Source organism: Salmonella sp. SJTUF14076, assembly GCF_015534835.1.
Lineage (GTDB): Bacteria > Pseudomonadota > Gammaproteobacteria > Enterobacterales > Enterobacteriaceae > Salmonella > Salmonella enterica.
The window spans coordinates 4,114,962-4,130,277 of the sequence record NZ_CP064674.1; the positions used below are offsets into that span (position 1 = coordinate 4,114,962).

Consider the following 15,316-nt stretch of genomic DNA (forward strand, 5'->3'; position numbering starts at 1 on the left):
TCCTTAGAGGTTGTCTTTCGCGACTTCAAAATGTACCGATAATAGCCAGGCTTCTTCGTCAGGAAGGTTGCCAAACGCCGCCACGATTTCGCGGGCGAGCGCCATTGATTCGGCTGAGATTTCATCAAACAAGCTGGCATCGACTTCCGGTAAAGGCTCGCCGGTAATTGACCGGTGCGCCATCGCGCGAACGTGCGAGGTCAGCATTTGCGTCTGTACCGCATTGGGGACAATGTGATGCCGCCCCAGCAGGCTATCCACCTGCGTTAACACCTGTTCAGCCAGTTCGTTAATTCGCTCACCGGCATCGTGTTTTACTGCTCCGTTATCCACGCGTCTCACCCCGTTAATGGCAATGAGATAAAACTAGCGGTAAGGGTTAAAAGTTTGTAGCGAGTTATTTTCCACCTCGAAGTGGAAACGCGAGTGGGATAGGTGATCTGCGCCACAGAAAAGGCGGCATTAATGAATTATCGCCGGGAAAGTGTGAGATCTATCGCGGCATAAAGAGGAAATAGCGTGGCAGAAACAAACAATGACGTTGTCGTATAAAGTGAGAAAGTGTGATGGGTATTACATTTTGCCGGATGGCGACCTGCGGATAAAGCGAAGCCGCCATCCCACAAAAATTAACGATACTTCTTATGATACGTATTGCGGGTGGTTTTTAGCGCTTCCGCCGCCGCTTTCGCTTCTTTAACGTTACCTTCGTTCGCCAGCTTCAGCGCGCCATCAATTTGGCCGACCAGAATGTCAAAACCGTGACGAAAATCCTTCATTTCCGGGCTATCCGGCGCTTTATCTTCCAGCTTTGGCGGCGTAGCTTTTTGAGCATCCAGCGCGGCCGCGCGCATTTTGGTTAATGCCGCTTTCAGTTCAGGGGCACTATCCGTTTTCTCAACAACTTTCAGGTTATCATTGAGAATATCCATATTATCTTCAAGATCGGCAGCAAAAACAGCCGAACCGAATACCAGCGATGACACAGCAAGAATAGCTAACAGGCTTTTACGCATTGCTCACTTCCTTTTTTATTATTAACGATAAGTGTAATACCCTGAATAATTCGGGTTGCAGGCAGCCAACGCGCCTGCAGCCTGAAGTATGACGGGTATTATTGTCCGGCGATTTTCATCTCCGGTAACAATACCGAACCACACTGTATATTACTGCGCGTTTCAATATCATCACCCACGGTGACAATATTACGCCACATCTCTTTTAAATTACCGGCAATGGTAATTTCACTTACCGGGTACTGGATTTCACCATTTTCAACCCAGAATCCCGCAGCGCCGCGGGAGTAGTCGCCGGTAATACCGCTGACGCCCTGGCCCATCAGTTCCGTCACCACCAGGCCGGTGCCCATCTCTTTTAGCAATTGCTCAAAGTTCAGCCCCTGCCCGGCGATACGCCAGTTATGAATGCCGCCGGCATGACCGGTACTTTTCAGCCCCAGTTTGCGGGCGGAATAGTTGGTCAGCAACCATTGCGTCAGTACGCCATCCTTCACAATATCCCGGCGCTCCGTACGCACGCCTTCGCTGTCGAACGGTGAAGACGCCAGCCCTTTTAGCAGATGCGGATGTTCTTCGATGGTTAACCATTCCGGCAGAATTTGTTTGCCCAGCGAGTCGAGCAGAAAAGTGGATTTACGGTATACCGCGCCGCCGGCAATCGCCCCGACCAGATGACCAAATAGCCCTGTCGCCACTTCATTGGCGAAAATGACCGGCGCTTTCATGGTGGAGAGCTTGCGCGGCGACAGGCGGGATAAGGTACGGCGCGCGCACTCGGCCCCGACCCATTCCGGCGCTTGCAGATCCGCCATTGCCCGACCGATGGTGTAAGCGTAATCACGCTCCATATCGCCGTTCTCTTCGGCGATGACGCAGCTTGAGAGCGAATGGCGCGTGGAGCAATATCCCTGCAACATGCCGTGGCTGTTGCCGAACACTTTAATGCCGTAATGGCTGTTAAAACTACCGCCTTCGGTATTGGTGATGCGTTTATCCGCCTTTAGAGAAGCCTGCTCCGCACGCGCGGCCAGTTCAATGGCTTCGTCTGGCGTAACCTCTGCCGGGTGGAACAAGTTCAGATCCGGCGCGTCAAACGCCAGCAGTTCTTTGTCCGCCACGCCTGCGCACGGGTCCGGCGACGTGTAACGCGCGATATCCAGCGCGGCCTGCACGGTACGGGCAATCGCCTGCGGACTTAAATCCGTCGAAGAGGCGCTGCCTTTGCGGTTCTGGTGATACACCGTAATGCCCAGCGCGCCGTCGCTATTAAATTCGACATTCTCTACTTCACCATAACGGGTGCTGACGCTAATGCCGGTGGTCTTGCTGACGGCGACTTCCGCCCCATCCGATTTGCCTGAGGCTAACTCCAGCGCTGTCGAAACTGCTTCTTCCAGAATCTTACGCTGCGCTTCAACTTGTGAGATTACTTTCATTGCAAATGCCATAATGTAGAGAGAGTTTCTCTGAAGTCTAACAGAGAACCGTTTTTCAGTGCGCATCTTAACTGGTAACATTAGCCTCTTTTTTTAAGGAGCCTGACATGACAAAGCAGCCCGAAGACTGGCTCGACGACGTTCCCGGTGATGACATCGAAGACGAAGACGATGAAATTATCTGGGTCAGTAAAAGTGAAATTAAACGCGATGCCGAGGAATTAAAACGCCTGGGCGCGGAACTGGTGGATCTGGGGAAAAACGCGCTGGATAAGATCCCGCTGGACGCCGATCTGCGCGACGCCATTGAACTGGCCCAGCGTATCAAAATGGAAGGACGCCGCCGCCAGTTGCAGCTTATCGGAAAAATGCTGCGCCAACGCGACGTTGAACCTATTCGCCAGGCGCTGGACAAGCTGAAGAACCGCCATAATCAGCAGGTGGTGCTGTTTCACAAACTTGAGCATCTGCGCGATCGTCTGATCGTCGAAGGCGATGACGCGGTAGCCGAAGTACTGACCCTGTGGCCGCACGCCGATCGTCAACAGCTTCGTTCATTGATCCGCAATGCGAAGAAAGAGAAAGAAGGCAACAAACCGCCGAAATCAGCGCGTCAGATTTTCCAGTATCTGCGCGAGCTGGCGGAAAACGAAGGGTAATTGCCGTAAATGACCGCGCCAGCCTGTGGCGCGGTACAGGCAAATCCACCCTTTTTTAACGTCCGAGTAACTCCCGCTCGATCCGCTCGCGCGTTTCCACCGCCTGAACACTCATTTTTTCAGGATAACCAAACAGCGACGTGGTGATAATTGCCTCACCGCCCACCTTAAACGTGCGGTTTGCAAAATCCATTTCACGCAGCGCCTGGAATAGCGCGTCAAAATCAACCTCACCTTCTCCCAGCCCGATGTGCTGATGAATCGTCGCATTCACGCCAGGCGGGTTCATGATATAGCGGCAGGGAAGCGTGTGGTTGTGCGTATCGGCCAGCAGAACATGCGAAAGATCGGCCCCGGCATAGTTCAGCATCCTTGCGACGTCGCCCTGCCCTTTATCGTAAAAGAAGCCATGCGGTGCACTGTACAGATAGGTCACGTTATCACTACGCAAAGACTGCACCATGTCGACCGTCTCATCGTTCAGTTCGCAGAAATCCCAGGGGTGAGACTGAATTTCGATTCGAATTCCCTCTCGTTCCACGATCGGCAGCAGTTCCTCCATGGAGCGATACCACATCTCTTCACAAATCTCCGGCTCATCCGGCGTCCCGGAAAGCTCGGTATTAATCACCTGTACGCCCATATCAACGGCAATCTCAATCATCCGCTTCCAGTTGGTTACCGAGGCGCGCCGACGCTCTTCATCGGGGCCGGACCAACGATAAACCACAATAAATGACGAGATTTCCACGCCGTAGTTCTGCAAGGCGCGTTTATATTCCTGCATGGTGTCGCGACCAGCTTTAGGGTGTTTATAAAACGGATTAATACGCGGGTGCGGCGACTGCTCAATATATTTATACCCCCACTCGGAAACCTGCCGTACCATTTGGGTAATGGGTAAATGTTTAATAACATCGACATCAAAAGCAATTTTCATTGTAAATACCACGCTGCGGAAACTGAAAACGGTCACCTGGAAATTAGCTGTATCATTGCAGCAGCAATGACACGCTGCGATTAATTTGTTCCTCTATTTCCGCCTCACTCCAGGAAGCCAACTGGGAAGAAAAAGGTTCAAAAGCGTAAATACCGCGATATCCCATATTTTCCAGACGCTGCACCTGCTGGTAATTCTGCATTACATCCTTTTCACTCAGCATAATACGCTGCTCATCAGCCAATGCTTCCGTTGGTCGGGTGTCTTCCACACCGGACAAATGCACCAGCCCGATAGCAGAAATATCAATGCGCGACGCAAACTCCTTTTCGGCCTCTTCGTACAGATGATGATGGAAGGTATCCAGCAAAACCTTAAAGGGGGAACCTGCTTCCCGGATCAGTTGCTGAGCCCAGACGGCAGAACGCAGCGAACTTACGCGGAATCCCAAAGGTTCAACCAGCCCCTGAATATCATACCGGGCAAAGAGATCGCTCAGTCGTTTTATTGCCTCAACCGTAACCTCCGGCGGCACAATCGTTCCATCATTCAGCGGACAAAGAACTAATGCCCGCGCGCCGACTCCCTGTGCGTCTCGTAATAATCCTTCCGTTTTTTTTACTACCTCCTCGGTCAGTTGGTTAAAGGGATAGACCGCATTAATTGTGACAATTTCAAGTCCATACTTTTCTGCCAGGTTACGCACCTGATTATAATTCAAGTCATCAGTAACGCTGCCGCTTGGCATATCATTACGCAATTCCACTTTATTAAACTCAAGACGTTTAACCAGTCGAAAGAATGCTTCTATGCTTAGACCCGGTGCAATTTTCCGGTTAATACAAAACCGTGTTTTTTCGATATTCATTATTTTCTCCCTGAACGTATATGAGTGGGTAAATAACCGTAATCCGTTAGTACAATTTAACGTAGGGTGAAAAAACCGGCTTTATCAATCTTGATAAAAACCGGTTTAATTTAGTGATGAACATCACAGGCTATAAGGGATTTTTGAAGAATATTTGAAGCTATTTCTCGCCAGGCACTTTAAGAAACTGCACCAGGATGCCGCTGAATAAATAGAGCCCCGCCATAGTATACATCACCACGCCGGTGCCGAACCCTGCCAGAACAGAGACCAGCGCTGGCCCAACGAAATTCCCCAGGCCGGAGCCAAAGTTCACGGCCGAGTTCGCCGCCCCCTTCTTATCCGGCGCCATCATCGGCACCAGCGGCGTCATTGGCACAAAGCCAGCCAGCCCGGCTCCCCACAAACACATCGCCAGCATAAAGGCGACATAGTTATGCCCCCATATCATCGGCACCCAGTAAACAATCAGCGTAGCGACACCGGTCAGGATGCTGCCAAAAATCTGGATGGTTCGGCGAAAACCAATTTTATCGCCCATCCAGCCAAAGATAATGTTGAAGACCTGGTTAGAGATAAAGGTAATCCCCCAAATACTCGCCCATTCCTCAAGCGTAAAGTGCTTATCCAGCAGAAACAGAGGTAATACGACAACAAAACCATAGGTGCCAAGACCGTTAATAGTTTTGACAATCACCGCCAGACCGATCCGTGGCCGTTCATACATAATGGAGATACCCGCAGATAACTCTTTGAAGACCGGCGTCGTTCGCGGTTTCAGAATGAATTCATTGCGTTCCAGCACCAGCATGAAGAGAACCCCCAGCAGCGCAACGCCCATCCCGGCCCACATCACGTTGATATGCCCCAACGCAGGAATTAACGACGCCGCCACCACCGGCCCAATGATAGTAAAACCAAGGTTATAGACCACCCAAAACAGCGAGGTACCGATCCCTTGCTGGTGATTATCCAACTGGATGGTCAGGCGTACCAGGAAGGAGTAACAGACCAGCGGATACCCCACGCCACGCAGCATATAGGTCACGAGAATTGCGCCAAAATCATGGCTGGGTAGCGCAAAGTTCAGAAACGCGACGGAAGCCAGAAGATAGACGATAAAACCGGTAACCATCACCTTTTTAGGACCAAAAACGTCCACACAGACGCCGGATAGCCAGGAGGTAATCGCGACCACAATCCCATACCCGGCAAAAATCTGCCCGATATGCGCCTGATCAAACCCCTGCGTATTTAACCAGGCAGATAACCAGCTGTTCTCAATACAGCCGCCCAACATAAATAAAAATGTTCCCAGGTAGCTCCAGATAAACTTACCTGGTTTTATATAAAATGTCTGGGGCAGCGTTGCCTGCATTTCTTTCATTTTATTACCCTCGGTATAGAAAAGCTCTCACACTTTTCAGTGCGAGAGTTTCTTCATTATTAATAGATGCAGTTAAAGATAAATATCGCTTGTTATTTTCACCGGCAGCCCGCTTTTTAATGATTGCTGCGCGGCAATAGCGATACGCTGGGCCAATAATGCGTCTTCGCCGGTACAGACAACCGGCGTATGATGCAGGACTGAATCAATAAAGTGTAATATTTCCGTTCGGTAAGCTTCGCGATAACGGACCGTGAAATCAGGAAGGGGATTTTTCATTATGCAGTGCTGGCTGTTGAAAACTTTCACCGTCGACTCACTAACGTTATCCGCATACGCCATCCCTTCTGAGCCAAAAACCTCCACCCGTTGGTCATAGCCATATACCGCCCGACGGCTGTTATCAATGAGCGCGTAGCCGCCGTTTCTGAAAGTCAGCATCACCGCAAGCGTATCAACATCATCAATATTTTTCAGGCTGGGATCAATCAGCGTATTGCCCTTAACATAGACTTCGCTGACTTCATCCTGCATCATAAAACGAGCCATATCAAAGTCATGCATGGTGAAGTCAAAAATCAGACCGCCAATACGTTTGATCAGATCATGGGGTAGCAGGTCCGGATCGCGGGAGGTGATTTTTATCATCTGGGGCCGACCAATCTTGCCGCTGCGCACCAGCTCAAAGACCTCGTGAAACTGAGGATCAAAACGGCGATTAAAGGCAACCTGCAGCGTCACCCCCTTCTCTTTCACTTTTCTCAGCACCGCCATTGAGGCCTGCTCATCTTCATTCATGCTGAGCGGTTTTTCACAAAAAATGTGCTTCCCCGCCTGCGCTGCCGCCGTGACGATCTCTTCGTGCATATCCGTTGAGGTGAAAATAAAAACTGCCTCTATATCATCACGCTGTAAAAGTTCCTGATAATTTTTATACCCTGAAGTTATATTTACCGAATAAAGCCAATCGCTCATCTCCTCAATAAAATAATCGGCGGCGCAGATAATATCTAATTGAGGCAGTAAATACATATTCTCAACATGCATTTTACCTACCCGACCGAGGCCAATAACACCACATCGAAGCTTTTTCATTCGTACCTCTTAATCTCATGAATAGTAAATTTAAAACCGCAAAAGAAAAGCATCCGTAATTCTGCGAAAAACGGATCGTTTTATTTTGCCGTTCTGAAAAGCAAACAATGCGTTGACGCTGTATCGTTCAGGTTGCAGAACAATAACCACACTTCTGCAACCTGAACGACGGCAAATTAATCAGTACTGCCGGGCCTGTCCGATATGTTCTTCAAGCATACGCGCTACCGCCTGGATACGTTCGCTACGGGATACCTGCGCCCCGCCAACGCGCCACCAGCTCAGGTACTTATGCACCATCGTTTTGGGAAGCACTTTTATGTCTATCAGCGTGCTCACGGTCTGTTTACGAGCATCTTCCAACGCTTCATGCAGTTGTTCAATGGTGGTGACGCGATAGCTTTTACAGCCATATCCTTCAGCGATGCGAGCGAAATCGACCGGGATAAACCCGCCTTCCTGACGACCGCTCTCCTGCTGATGGAAACGAAACTCGGTGAAGTAACTGTCCATACCGTGTTCCATTTGCAGATTATTGATACAGCCGTTGGTCATGTTATCGAGCAAAATGACGGTAATCTTTTTCCCCATCTGGACGGAAGTGACCAACTCAGAGTGCAGCATCATGAACGAACCGTCGCCCACGAAGCTGTACACCTCGCGCTCCGGCTGCGCCAGTTTGGCCCCCAATGCGGCATTGACTTCGTAGCCCATACAGGAGTAGCCGTACTCGACGTGGTAATCATTCTCGCCGCGGCTTTGCCAGACACGCTGGAGGTCGCCCGGCAGGCTGCCCGCCGCCGCCACCACCAGCGCGTTTTCCGGCAACATCCGGTTAAGCACACCCAACACGCGCGTCTGGGTCAGCCACGACCGCGTAATCTCATTAAACTCTTCAAACACCTTTTGAGTATCCATATGATCCTCAATTTCAGGTTTGAAGCCCTCTCCGCTATATTCCACAGCATAGACGCGCTCAACTTCCGCCATATATTGCGAGCGGACGCGGTGAATAGTCTCACCCCATTGCGAAGCATAATGCTCCTGGGCCAGCCGTTCGCTAAGCTGCGTCAGGGCGACGCGAGCGTCACCCTGCATCTGTACGCCATCCAGCTTGAAGACATCAAAGCGGCTAACGTTGATATTTAAGTAGCGCACGTCGGGATTCTGGAAGATCCACTTTGAGGAGGTGGTGAAATCGGTATAGCGCGTCCCCACACCGATAATCAGATCGGCCTCCTGCGCCAGCAGATTCGCCGCCAGTGAACCGGTTTCGCCAATCCCGCCGACGTTCAACGGGTGTGCAGAACTGAGCGCTCCCTTGCCAGCCTGGGTTTCAGCAATCGGCAGATGACAGCGTTCGGCAAATCTCAGCAGCGCCTCTTCAGCCTGCGAATACTTCACGCCCCCACCGCAAACGATCAGCGGCCGCTGGTGGCGGCGAATCAGCGCAACCGCCTCGTTCAGCATCGGCTCCGTCGGCGCGTGACGCTCAAGACGATAGACCCGGCGAGCGAAAAAATAATCCGGATAATCCCAGGCTTCACCCTGCACATCCTGTGGCAGGCAAAGCGTCACGGCCCCCGTATCCGCCGGATCGGTTAACACCCGCATCGCGCTGATACAGGCGCTCATTAGCTGTTCCGGACGCGTAATGCGATCCCAGTAGCGGCTAACTGCACGGAAAGCGTCATTGGTGCTCAGCGTCAGATCGTGTTCTTGTTCAACCTGTTGCAAAACCGGGTCGGGTTGACGAGATGCGTACACATCGCCCGGCAGCAAAAGCAGTGGAATACGGTTAGCCGTCGCGGTCGCCGCTGCGGTGATCATATTGGCGGCCCCTGGCCCCACTGAGGAGGTGCAGGCATAAATCTGATGGCGACGCATCTGGCGGGCAAATCCCGTCGCGATATGCGCCATTCCCTGTTCGTTACGCCCTTGATGAACGCTAAGTTGGCCACAGTCCTCTTCCAGCGCTTGCCCCAATCCGACGACGTTCCCGTGGCCAAAAATGGCGAAAATCCCTTTTACAAATTTGATTTCGCTGCCGTCTACGTCGATGTACTGATTATCAAGAAAGCGCACCAAAGCCTGCGCCATGGTCAACCTGATTGTTTTCATGTACCCCACCTGCTTTTATCAACCGTTCGGCTGTCGTTGCCTGCTTATGCATCGCTTCAGCCCCAAAAACACAGAGACTTATCATAGGATCAAAATTTCCGTTCTCACAATTATATGGAATTTATATTTCATTTATGGGAAGGAGATCAAAAAACGGTTAAAAAATTTCGCCATTTAGGCGTATTTTCCATGAAAATGAAATTTATCTTCCATGTGCTTTTAAAATCAATAATGCATTAATAATCAATCAATTAAAACAAAAAACACAACAAAAAATGATTATATCCGTTGCCCGGAAATGCCATTTCTGTGATCTTGTTCAAACAATAAATGAAAACATTATTTCCATTTTTATTGAAAATGAAATCACCAAACCTTAGTATGGGCAAAAATAACACCGTCTTCTGTTAGGGGATATGTCAATGAATAAAGCAGTCAGTAGTGAGCAAAAGCCGCTGGACGTTATCTGTCTGGGACGAGTCGCCGTTGATTTGTATGGTCAACAAATCGGGTCGCGGCTGGAGGATATGACGACTTTCGCTAAATATTTAGGGGGATCGTCAGGCAATGTTGCCTACGGCACGGCCATTCAGGGATTACGTTCCGCTATGCTGGCCCGCGTCGGCGATGAGCATATGGGACGTTTCGTTCGTGAAGAATTAAACCGCGTTGGTGTGGATACGCAGTGCCTGCTGTCGGATCGCGATCGTCTGACCGCGCTGGTGATCCTCGGCATTAAAGATCAGGACACCTTTCCTCTGATCTTCTACCGCGATAACTGCGCGGACATGGCGCTAACACCCGAGGATATCCGCGAAGATTACATCGCTTCTTCACGCGCATTAGCCGTCACCGGTACCCATCTTTCTCACCCCAATACGCGCGCCGCCGTTCTTAAAGCGCTGGAGTATGCGCAAAAACACGGGCTGCGGCGGGCACTGGATATCGACTACCGCCCCGTACTGTGGGGCCTGACGTCGCTAGGAGACGGTGAAACACGTTTCATCGCCTCATCACAGGTTACCGAACAGCTCCAGCAGGTATTGCGCCATTTCGATCTGATCGTTGGGACCGAAGAAGAATTCCATATCGCCGGCGGCAGTACCGACACGCTGACCGCCCTGCGGCGCGTCCGTCAGTTGACCCAGGCCGTACTGGTGTGCAAACGCGGCGCGCTGGGCTGCTCAGTCTTTGAAGGCAACATCGCCGATGACTGGTCGCAGGTGAAGATACATAGCGGCGTTCGTGTAGACGTTCTGAACGTGCTGGGCGCGGGCGATGCCTTTATGTCAGGACTGCTGCGGGGATACCTGAACGATGAAAGCTGGGAGCAAGCCTGCCGTTATGCAAACGCCTGCGGCGCGTTAGTGGTATCGCGCCACGGTTGTGCCCCCGCCATGCCAACCAAAAAAGAGCTGGACGACTACCTCGCGCGTGAACAATCCATCACCCGGCCAGACAAAGACCTGCGGCTGAATCACCTTCATCGGGTCACAACCCGTAAACAGCACTGGCCGGAGCTGTGCGTATTCGCCTTTGACCATCGCAAGCAACTGGTGGATATCGCAAATGAAGTCGGTGCCAGTGAATCCGCGATCCCCCCTCTGAAGATGCTACTGCTGGAAGGGGCACGTCAGGCGGCGCTTGAGGCCGGTTTACAGAATAATAGCGGCATCCTTGCCGATACCACCTTTGGTCAGCAGGCGCTTAACGACGTGACCGGCCAGGGATGGTGGATTGGCCGACCGGTTGAGATGCCCGGTTCGTATCCGCTGAAGCTGGAACATGGCGATATTGGCTCTCAGCTTGTCAGCTGGCCGCAAGAGCACGTCGTGAAATGTCTGGTCTTCTATCATCCACTCGATGCAGAGTCGGTACGTCTTGAACAAGAGGCGCTCATTGACGAGGTTTACCGCGCCTGCTGCCAGTCTGGTCACGATCTGCTGCTGGAAGTCATCTTGCCGCGCGATGCGGCAGACCAAAATGAGCAATACTATCCTCAGATTGTGGAACGTTTTTATCAACTGGGGATCCTGCCGGACTGGTGGAAACTGCCGCCGTTAAGCCCAGACCGTTGGCGAGAAATCAGCCAGCATATTGAGCATTATGACCCTGAATGTCGCGGTATATTGATACTTGGCCTGGACGCACCGGAAAGCGAGTTGAAGTCAGGATTCGCCGCAGCAGCGGATATGCCCTGGGTGAAAGGTTTCGCCGTCGGCCGGACCATCTTTGGCGAACCGTCACGCCAGTGGTTAGGCGGCCAGCTTAACGATGAACAGCTCATTGCAACGGTGAAACAAAAATATCGCATGCTTATCGACTACTGGCGCGAATACCGCCCGGCACGTTAATGCCTGCCTCATCACGCCCCGTGTCTGCATCGGACAAGGGGCGTGTTCAAGGACGATTCCATGCCAGCTCTCACACAACATTCCACATCGATCACGCTGTTTCGCATCAGCGCCGCGATGTTTCTCAACTATCTGACTATTGGCATCCCGTTAGTCATGCTGCCGCTGTACGTTCAGCAGCAGTTGCATCTGAGCGATCTGTTGATCGGTATCGCGGTAGGCAGCCAGTTTATCGCCACCTTGCTTACCCGGGGCGCCGCGGGTCGAAAAGCCGACACGTCAGGCGGACGTCGGACGGTTATCACCGGTCAGTTCTACTGCGCCGCATCAGGTCTGCTGATGCTGGTCAGTCTAATCGCTCACCCGGTTCCGCTGCTCGCATGGGCCATACTGATTGTTGGTCGTGTGCTGCTGGGCATCGGTGAAAGTTTCATTTTGACCGGTAATTTAACCTGGGGGATGTGGCTGGCGGGCTCGACCCACGCGGGTCAGGTTATTTCCTGGAACGGCATGGCGACCTACGGTGCGCTGGCTATCGGCGCGCCGCTGGGGCTGTCGCTTTACGCCAGGGCCGGCCTGGCGCTTCCGGCGCTCCTCGTCGTGCTGTTGCCGATCATCGCCAGCGGAGTCATCTATGGCATTCCGGGGAATATCCCAACAGCCCGTCCCCGCGTGCCAGTGCTACGGGTAGTCGGCCTGGTGTGGCGGCCCGGAACAGGGCTTGTGCTCCAGGGTATTGGTTTTGCCACCCTTAGCGCATTTACCGCCCTCTGGTTCAACGAGCGTCACTGGGATAACACCGGTTTTGCGATGACGCTATTTGGCATTGCGTTTATCGCTGTCCGCTTTTTCTGCGCCAAATTTCCCGACCGTTACGGCGGCGCCACGGTCGCAACCTTTTCACTACTGGTAGAGGGAACCGGACTGGCGGTAATGTGGGCCGCTCCGTCAGCAGGCGCTGCGCTGATTGGCGCGGCGATTACCGGCTGCGGCTGTTCGCTGATGTTCCCATCGCTGGGCGTAGAGGTTGTGCGCAGAGTGCCACCGGAGATTCGTGGTACGGCCCTCGGCGTCTGGTCAGCGTTTCAGGATCTGGCCTACGGATTTACCGGACCAATAGCGGGCCTGCTGACGCCGTTTATCGGCTATCAGCAGGTCTTTCTTCTGGCCGCGGCCTGCGCGCTGCTGGGCGCGGCGGTTGTCCATCTCCTGCTGCGGCAACATTAAGCTGTTAAGAAGGGGCGAGTCTTTTCCGCCCCTATCGCAAAGACTTCGCTGGCAGCCATCTGCCAGTAGCCAGGGTTAAACAGTTCCAGCGAACAGATCCCCTCATAGCCCTTCTGCACTAGCTCATGCGTGATCTCATGCAGTGGGATCACGCCGTTGCCAGGAAACAGACGATGGCAATGCTCCAGCGTTGCCAGCGGCAGATTATCGGCGTCATCAATATGGTAAACGAAGATCTTTTCCACAGGGATCTGGCGAAGCGTGGTCAGATCCCGCCATTGATCGTGCAGGTAAAGGTTAAAGGCATCGACGACCAGCCCGACATTACTGCGATCGACCGCATCTACGATCTCCATCGCCATGGCAAGACTGCGCACACAGCATCCTGCGGAACCGATCGGCTCAAAGGCCAGCCGCATCTGGCTTTCTTCCGCCACTGCCGCCATCTCGCGCAGACGCTTCACTGAATCTTTCACCGTTTCCCCTGGCGGAAAATTTCCCCCCTGACGAATGGTGGGCACCACGACCAGACAATCCCCCCCCACCACTGAGCCAGCATGGCAGGCGAAAGCCAACTGCCGCCGTTTCTCCGCCCAGCTTTCGCTATCACAAAACGTAATGTCTTCCAGCGAATTGTAGCCCCAGGGCTTAAGGTGGCCGACGGCAAAAATGTCTGCCAGCTCGCTTAACGTATGTTTCTGCAACCACTCCTGCAACATATCCAGACGGATTTCGATGTAGTCATAGCCAAAACGTTCCGCCAACACAACATCCTGTGCCAGCATGGAGTTTCGCATACAGGTCGCTTCATTAAATCCCAGCTTCATCATTCAGATCGACTCCTGCCGCCATAGCAACGTACTGGCGCCTGACGGCGGCAGCGTTAACGCGATCTCTTTATCGCCATCCAGCACCCGGCAACGCCTTTCCTGTACATCGCGGTTATACACCACCAGCACACGCTCGCCGTCGGGATTCACAAATCCCACCTCTTCCAGAAGATTATCGTAACTTGAAGAAAGCATGACCCTCGCCCCCGGACGCACATAGCGGCAGAAGTGGCCAATACCATACCAGGAGTGGTTACGCCGCAGCACGTCGTTTTGCGCATCGTATTGAATGGGCGCTTCACACAGATTACCCTGATGATTCGGCCCCCCCTCACTGTTCAACAGCAGATTCCAGTCGATAAACCCGCTACAACCCGATTTGAAATTACCAATCATGTCATGGAGATAGGTATGCCAGTGGCGAATCTGGCTACCGGCATCGCTCTCCATTGGCACACAGCCTTCGGAAAACAGGAGTTTTTTATCCGGCAGGCACTGGGCCAGATACTGTATTTGCGAAAAATGATCGCCGGTATACCAGTGGAATGCCAGCCCGTTAATTCCCTTATAATTAGCTTCGTCAGCAAAGGCGAGTTCAGCCCAGTCTACCAGGCCATCTTTATCGTGATCCCAGATATAGATCTCCATCTCATCCATACCCTGCCGGGCGAGGCGCGGACGCAGATACTGCACGGCAAAGGCTGTCTCCTCTTCCACGCTATACAGACAGGAGTCCCAGGTTTTTACCGCCACCGGCTCATTCTGCACGGAGAGCGCCTGCACATTAATGCCGTGGCGGCGGTATTCCAGCAGGTAGTTGATAATGATATCGGCCCAGTCGGCGTAGCATTCGCGCCGCAGCTTGCCGCCACCGTTCATATCGTTATTAGTTTTCATAAACGCCGGCGGACTCCACGGCGAAGCCATCAGCTTCATGTGTGGATTTAACCGCAACGCCCCGGAAATCAGCGGTATTAAATGCGCTTCATCGCGGGAAAAGGAGAGCCGTCCCTGCTGCAGGTCAGCGCTGGAATCGACATACGCGTAATTGCCCAGGGAAAAATCACAGCTCTGAATTGGCATCCGCGCCAGAGTGTAATTATGTTCCTGAGCAGAAAAATAAAGGGAAAGAAATTGCGCCTTCGTCTTTTCGCTCATGCTGTTGAATACCACGCCCGCACCTTCGGTAAAGCTGCCGCCGAATCCGTCAATCTGCTGTAACGTGTGGCGCGGTAAGACGCTGATTAATTCACTGCAATCACGCTGACGATGCGAAAAAGAGACCGCACGCTCAACAAGGAATTGCTGACGATACGGATCGGAAGAGATGAGTCTGCCTTTCATAGGGAAGTTCCGGATAAAAGAAGATAATAAATTGTG

At 52.4% G+C, this 15,316-nt stretch carries 13 protein-coding genes; 3 read left to right on the forward strand and 10 right to left on the reverse strand.

Annotation, left to right across the window (positions count from 1 at the left end; all coding sequences use genetic code 11):
- Positions 1 to 3: 3 nt before the first annotated feature.
- From HU143_RS19855 to pmbA, 3 genes are all read right to left on the reverse strand, one after another.
- A complete protein-coding gene (locus HU143_RS19855; RefSeq protein WP_001255104.1) occupies positions 4 to 342 on the reverse strand; it encodes a glycine dehydrogenase in 339 nt (112 codons plus the stop codon).
- A gap of 287 nt (positions 343 to 629) precedes the next feature.
- Positions 630 to 1,016: a cytochrome b562 gene (gene cybC / locus HU143_RS19860; protein WP_001232231.1), complete on the reverse strand. Its 387-nt coding sequence runs from the start codon at positions 1,014 to 1,016 to the stop codon at positions 630 to 632.
- Positions 1,017 to 1,114: 98 nt separating this feature from the next.
- Positions 1,115 to 2,467 (reverse strand): metalloprotease PmbA, encoded by a 1,353-nt coding sequence (gene pmbA, locus HU143_RS19865; protein WP_000852999.1) that lies wholly within the window; start codon positions 2,465 to 2,467, stop codon positions 1,115 to 1,117.
- 95 nt (positions 2,468 to 2,562) lie between these two features.
- Here pmbA and yjgA point away from each other — a divergent pair, with 95 nt between their 5' ends.
- On the forward strand, positions 2,563 to 3,114 hold the full coding sequence (yjgA, locus tag HU143_RS19870) for a ribosome biogenesis factor YjgA (RefSeq protein WP_000166287.1): 552 nt from the start codon (positions 2,563 to 2,565) through the stop codon (positions 3,112 to 3,114).
- Positions 3,115 to 3,169: 55 nt separating this feature from the next.
- On the opposite strand, the gene iolH is transcribed toward yjgA, so the two are convergent.
- The 5 genes from iolH to iolD form a co-directional block, all read right to left on the reverse strand.
- Entirely contained in the window at positions 3,170 to 4,054 is an 885-nt protein-coding gene (gene iolH / locus HU143_RS19875) for a sugar phosphate isomerase/epimerase IolH (protein ID WP_023226978.1), read from the reverse strand.
- A gap of 52 nt (positions 4,055 to 4,106) precedes the next feature.
- Complete coding sequence (iolI2, locus tag HU143_RS19880) at positions 4,107 to 4,922, reverse strand: 2-keto-myo-inositol isomerase IolI2 (RefSeq protein ID WP_001019386.1); 816 nt, start codon at positions 4,920 to 4,922, stop codon at positions 4,107 to 4,109.
- Positions 4,923 to 5,082: 160 nt separating this feature from the next.
- Positions 5,083 to 6,309 carry an MFS transporter gene (locus HU143_RS19885; protein WP_000661780.1) on the reverse strand — a complete coding sequence of 409 codons (1,227 nt, stop codon included), beginning with the start codon at positions 6,307 to 6,309 and terminating at the stop codon, positions 5,083 to 5,085.
- 72 nt (positions 6,310 to 6,381) lie between these two features.
- Positions 6,382 to 7,404, reverse strand: coding sequence for a D-chiro-inositol-2-dehydrogenase IolG2 (iolG2, locus tag HU143_RS19890; RefSeq protein WP_000736098.1), 1,023 nt, complete (start codon positions 7,402 to 7,404; stop codon positions 6,382 to 6,384).
- Between the two features lie 180 nt (positions 7,405 to 7,584).
- Positions 7,585 to 9,525, reverse strand: coding sequence for a 3D-(3,5/4)-trihydroxycyclohexane-1,2-dione acylhydrolase (decyclizing) (gene iolD / locus HU143_RS19895; protein ID WP_000849477.1), 1,941 nt, complete (start codon positions 9,523 to 9,525; stop codon positions 7,585 to 7,587).
- 416 nt (positions 9,526 to 9,941) lie between these two features.
- Here iolD and HU143_RS19900 point away from each other — a divergent pair, with 416 nt between their 5' ends.
- Positions 9,942 to 11,879, forward strand: a complete 1,938-nt coding sequence (locus tag HU143_RS19900; RefSeq protein ID WP_077908653.1) for a bifunctional 5-dehydro-2-deoxygluconokinase/5-dehydro-2-deoxyphosphogluconate aldolase — start codon at positions 9,942 to 9,944, stop codon at positions 11,877 to 11,879.
- A 60-nt stretch (positions 11,880 to 11,939) separates the two neighbouring features.
- A complete protein-coding gene (locus tag HU143_RS19905) occupies positions 11,940 to 13,106 on the forward strand; it encodes an MFS transporter (protein WP_001111174.1) in 1,167 nt (388 codons plus the stop codon).
- On the opposite strand, the gene iolI1 is transcribed toward HU143_RS19905, so the two are convergent.
- Both iolI1 and srfJ read right to left on the reverse strand, forming a co-directional pair.
- A complete protein-coding gene (gene iolI1, locus HU143_RS19910; protein WP_023224154.1) occupies positions 13,103 to 13,936 on the reverse strand; it encodes a 2-keto-myo-inositol isomerase IolI1 in 834 nt (277 codons plus the stop codon). The genes HU143_RS19905 and iolI1 overlap by 4 nt on opposite strands.
- The gene (gene srfJ / locus HU143_RS19915) at positions 13,937 to 15,280 is read right to left on the reverse strand and encodes a lysosomal glucosyl ceramidase-like type III secretion effector SrfJ (protein WP_000678388.1); all 1,344 of its coding nucleotides are present in this window, start codon (positions 15,278 to 15,280) and stop codon (positions 13,937 to 13,939) included.
- Between the last annotated feature and the right edge of the window lie 36 nt (positions 15,281 to 15,316).

Bases quoted from the DNA above. Each gene is read 5' to 3' on its own strand.
- srfJ (WP_000678388.1), bottom strand. From the start codon at position 15,280: ATGAAAGGCAGACTCATCTCTTCCGATCCGTATCGTCAGCAATTCCTT.
- iolI2 (WP_001019386.1), bottom strand. From the start codon at position 4,922: ATGAATATCGAAAAAACACGGTTTTGTATTAACCGGAAAATTGCACCG.
- HU143_RS19905 (WP_001111174.1), top strand. From the start codon at position 11,940: ATGCCAGCTCTCACACAACATTCCACATCGATCACGCTGTTTCGCATC.
- iolG2 (WP_000736098.1), bottom strand. From the start codon at position 7,404: ATGAAAAAGCTTCGATGTGGTGTTATTGGCCTCGGTCGGGTAGGTAAA.
- iolI1 (WP_023224154.1), bottom strand. From the start codon at position 13,936: ATGATGAAGCTGGGATTTAATGAAGCGACCTGTATGCGAAACTCCATG.
- iolH (WP_023226978.1), bottom strand. From the start codon at position 4,054: ATGAAAATTGCTTTTGATGTCGATGTTATTAAACATTTACCCATTACC.
- cybC (WP_001232231.1), bottom strand. From the start codon at position 1,016: ATGCGTAAAAGCCTGTTAGCTATTCTTGCTGTGTCATCGCTGGTATTC.
- HU143_RS19900 (WP_077908653.1), top strand. From the start codon at position 9,942: ATGTCAATGAATAAAGCAGTCAGTAGTGAGCAAAAGCCGCTGGACGTT.
- yjgA (WP_000166287.1), top strand. From the start codon at position 2,563: ATGACAAAGCAGCCCGAAGACTGGCTCGACGACGTTCCCGGTGATGAC.
- pmbA (WP_000852999.1), bottom strand. From the start codon at position 2,467: ATGGCATTTGCAATGAAAGTAATCTCACAAGTTGAAGCGCAGCGTAAG.
- iolD (WP_000849477.1), bottom strand. From the start codon at position 9,525: ATGAAAACAATCAGGTTGACCATGGCGCAGGCTTTGGTGCGCTTTCTT.
- HU143_RS19885 (WP_000661780.1), bottom strand. From the start codon at position 6,309: ATGAAAGAAATGCAGGCAACGCTGCCCCAGACATTTTATATAAAACCA.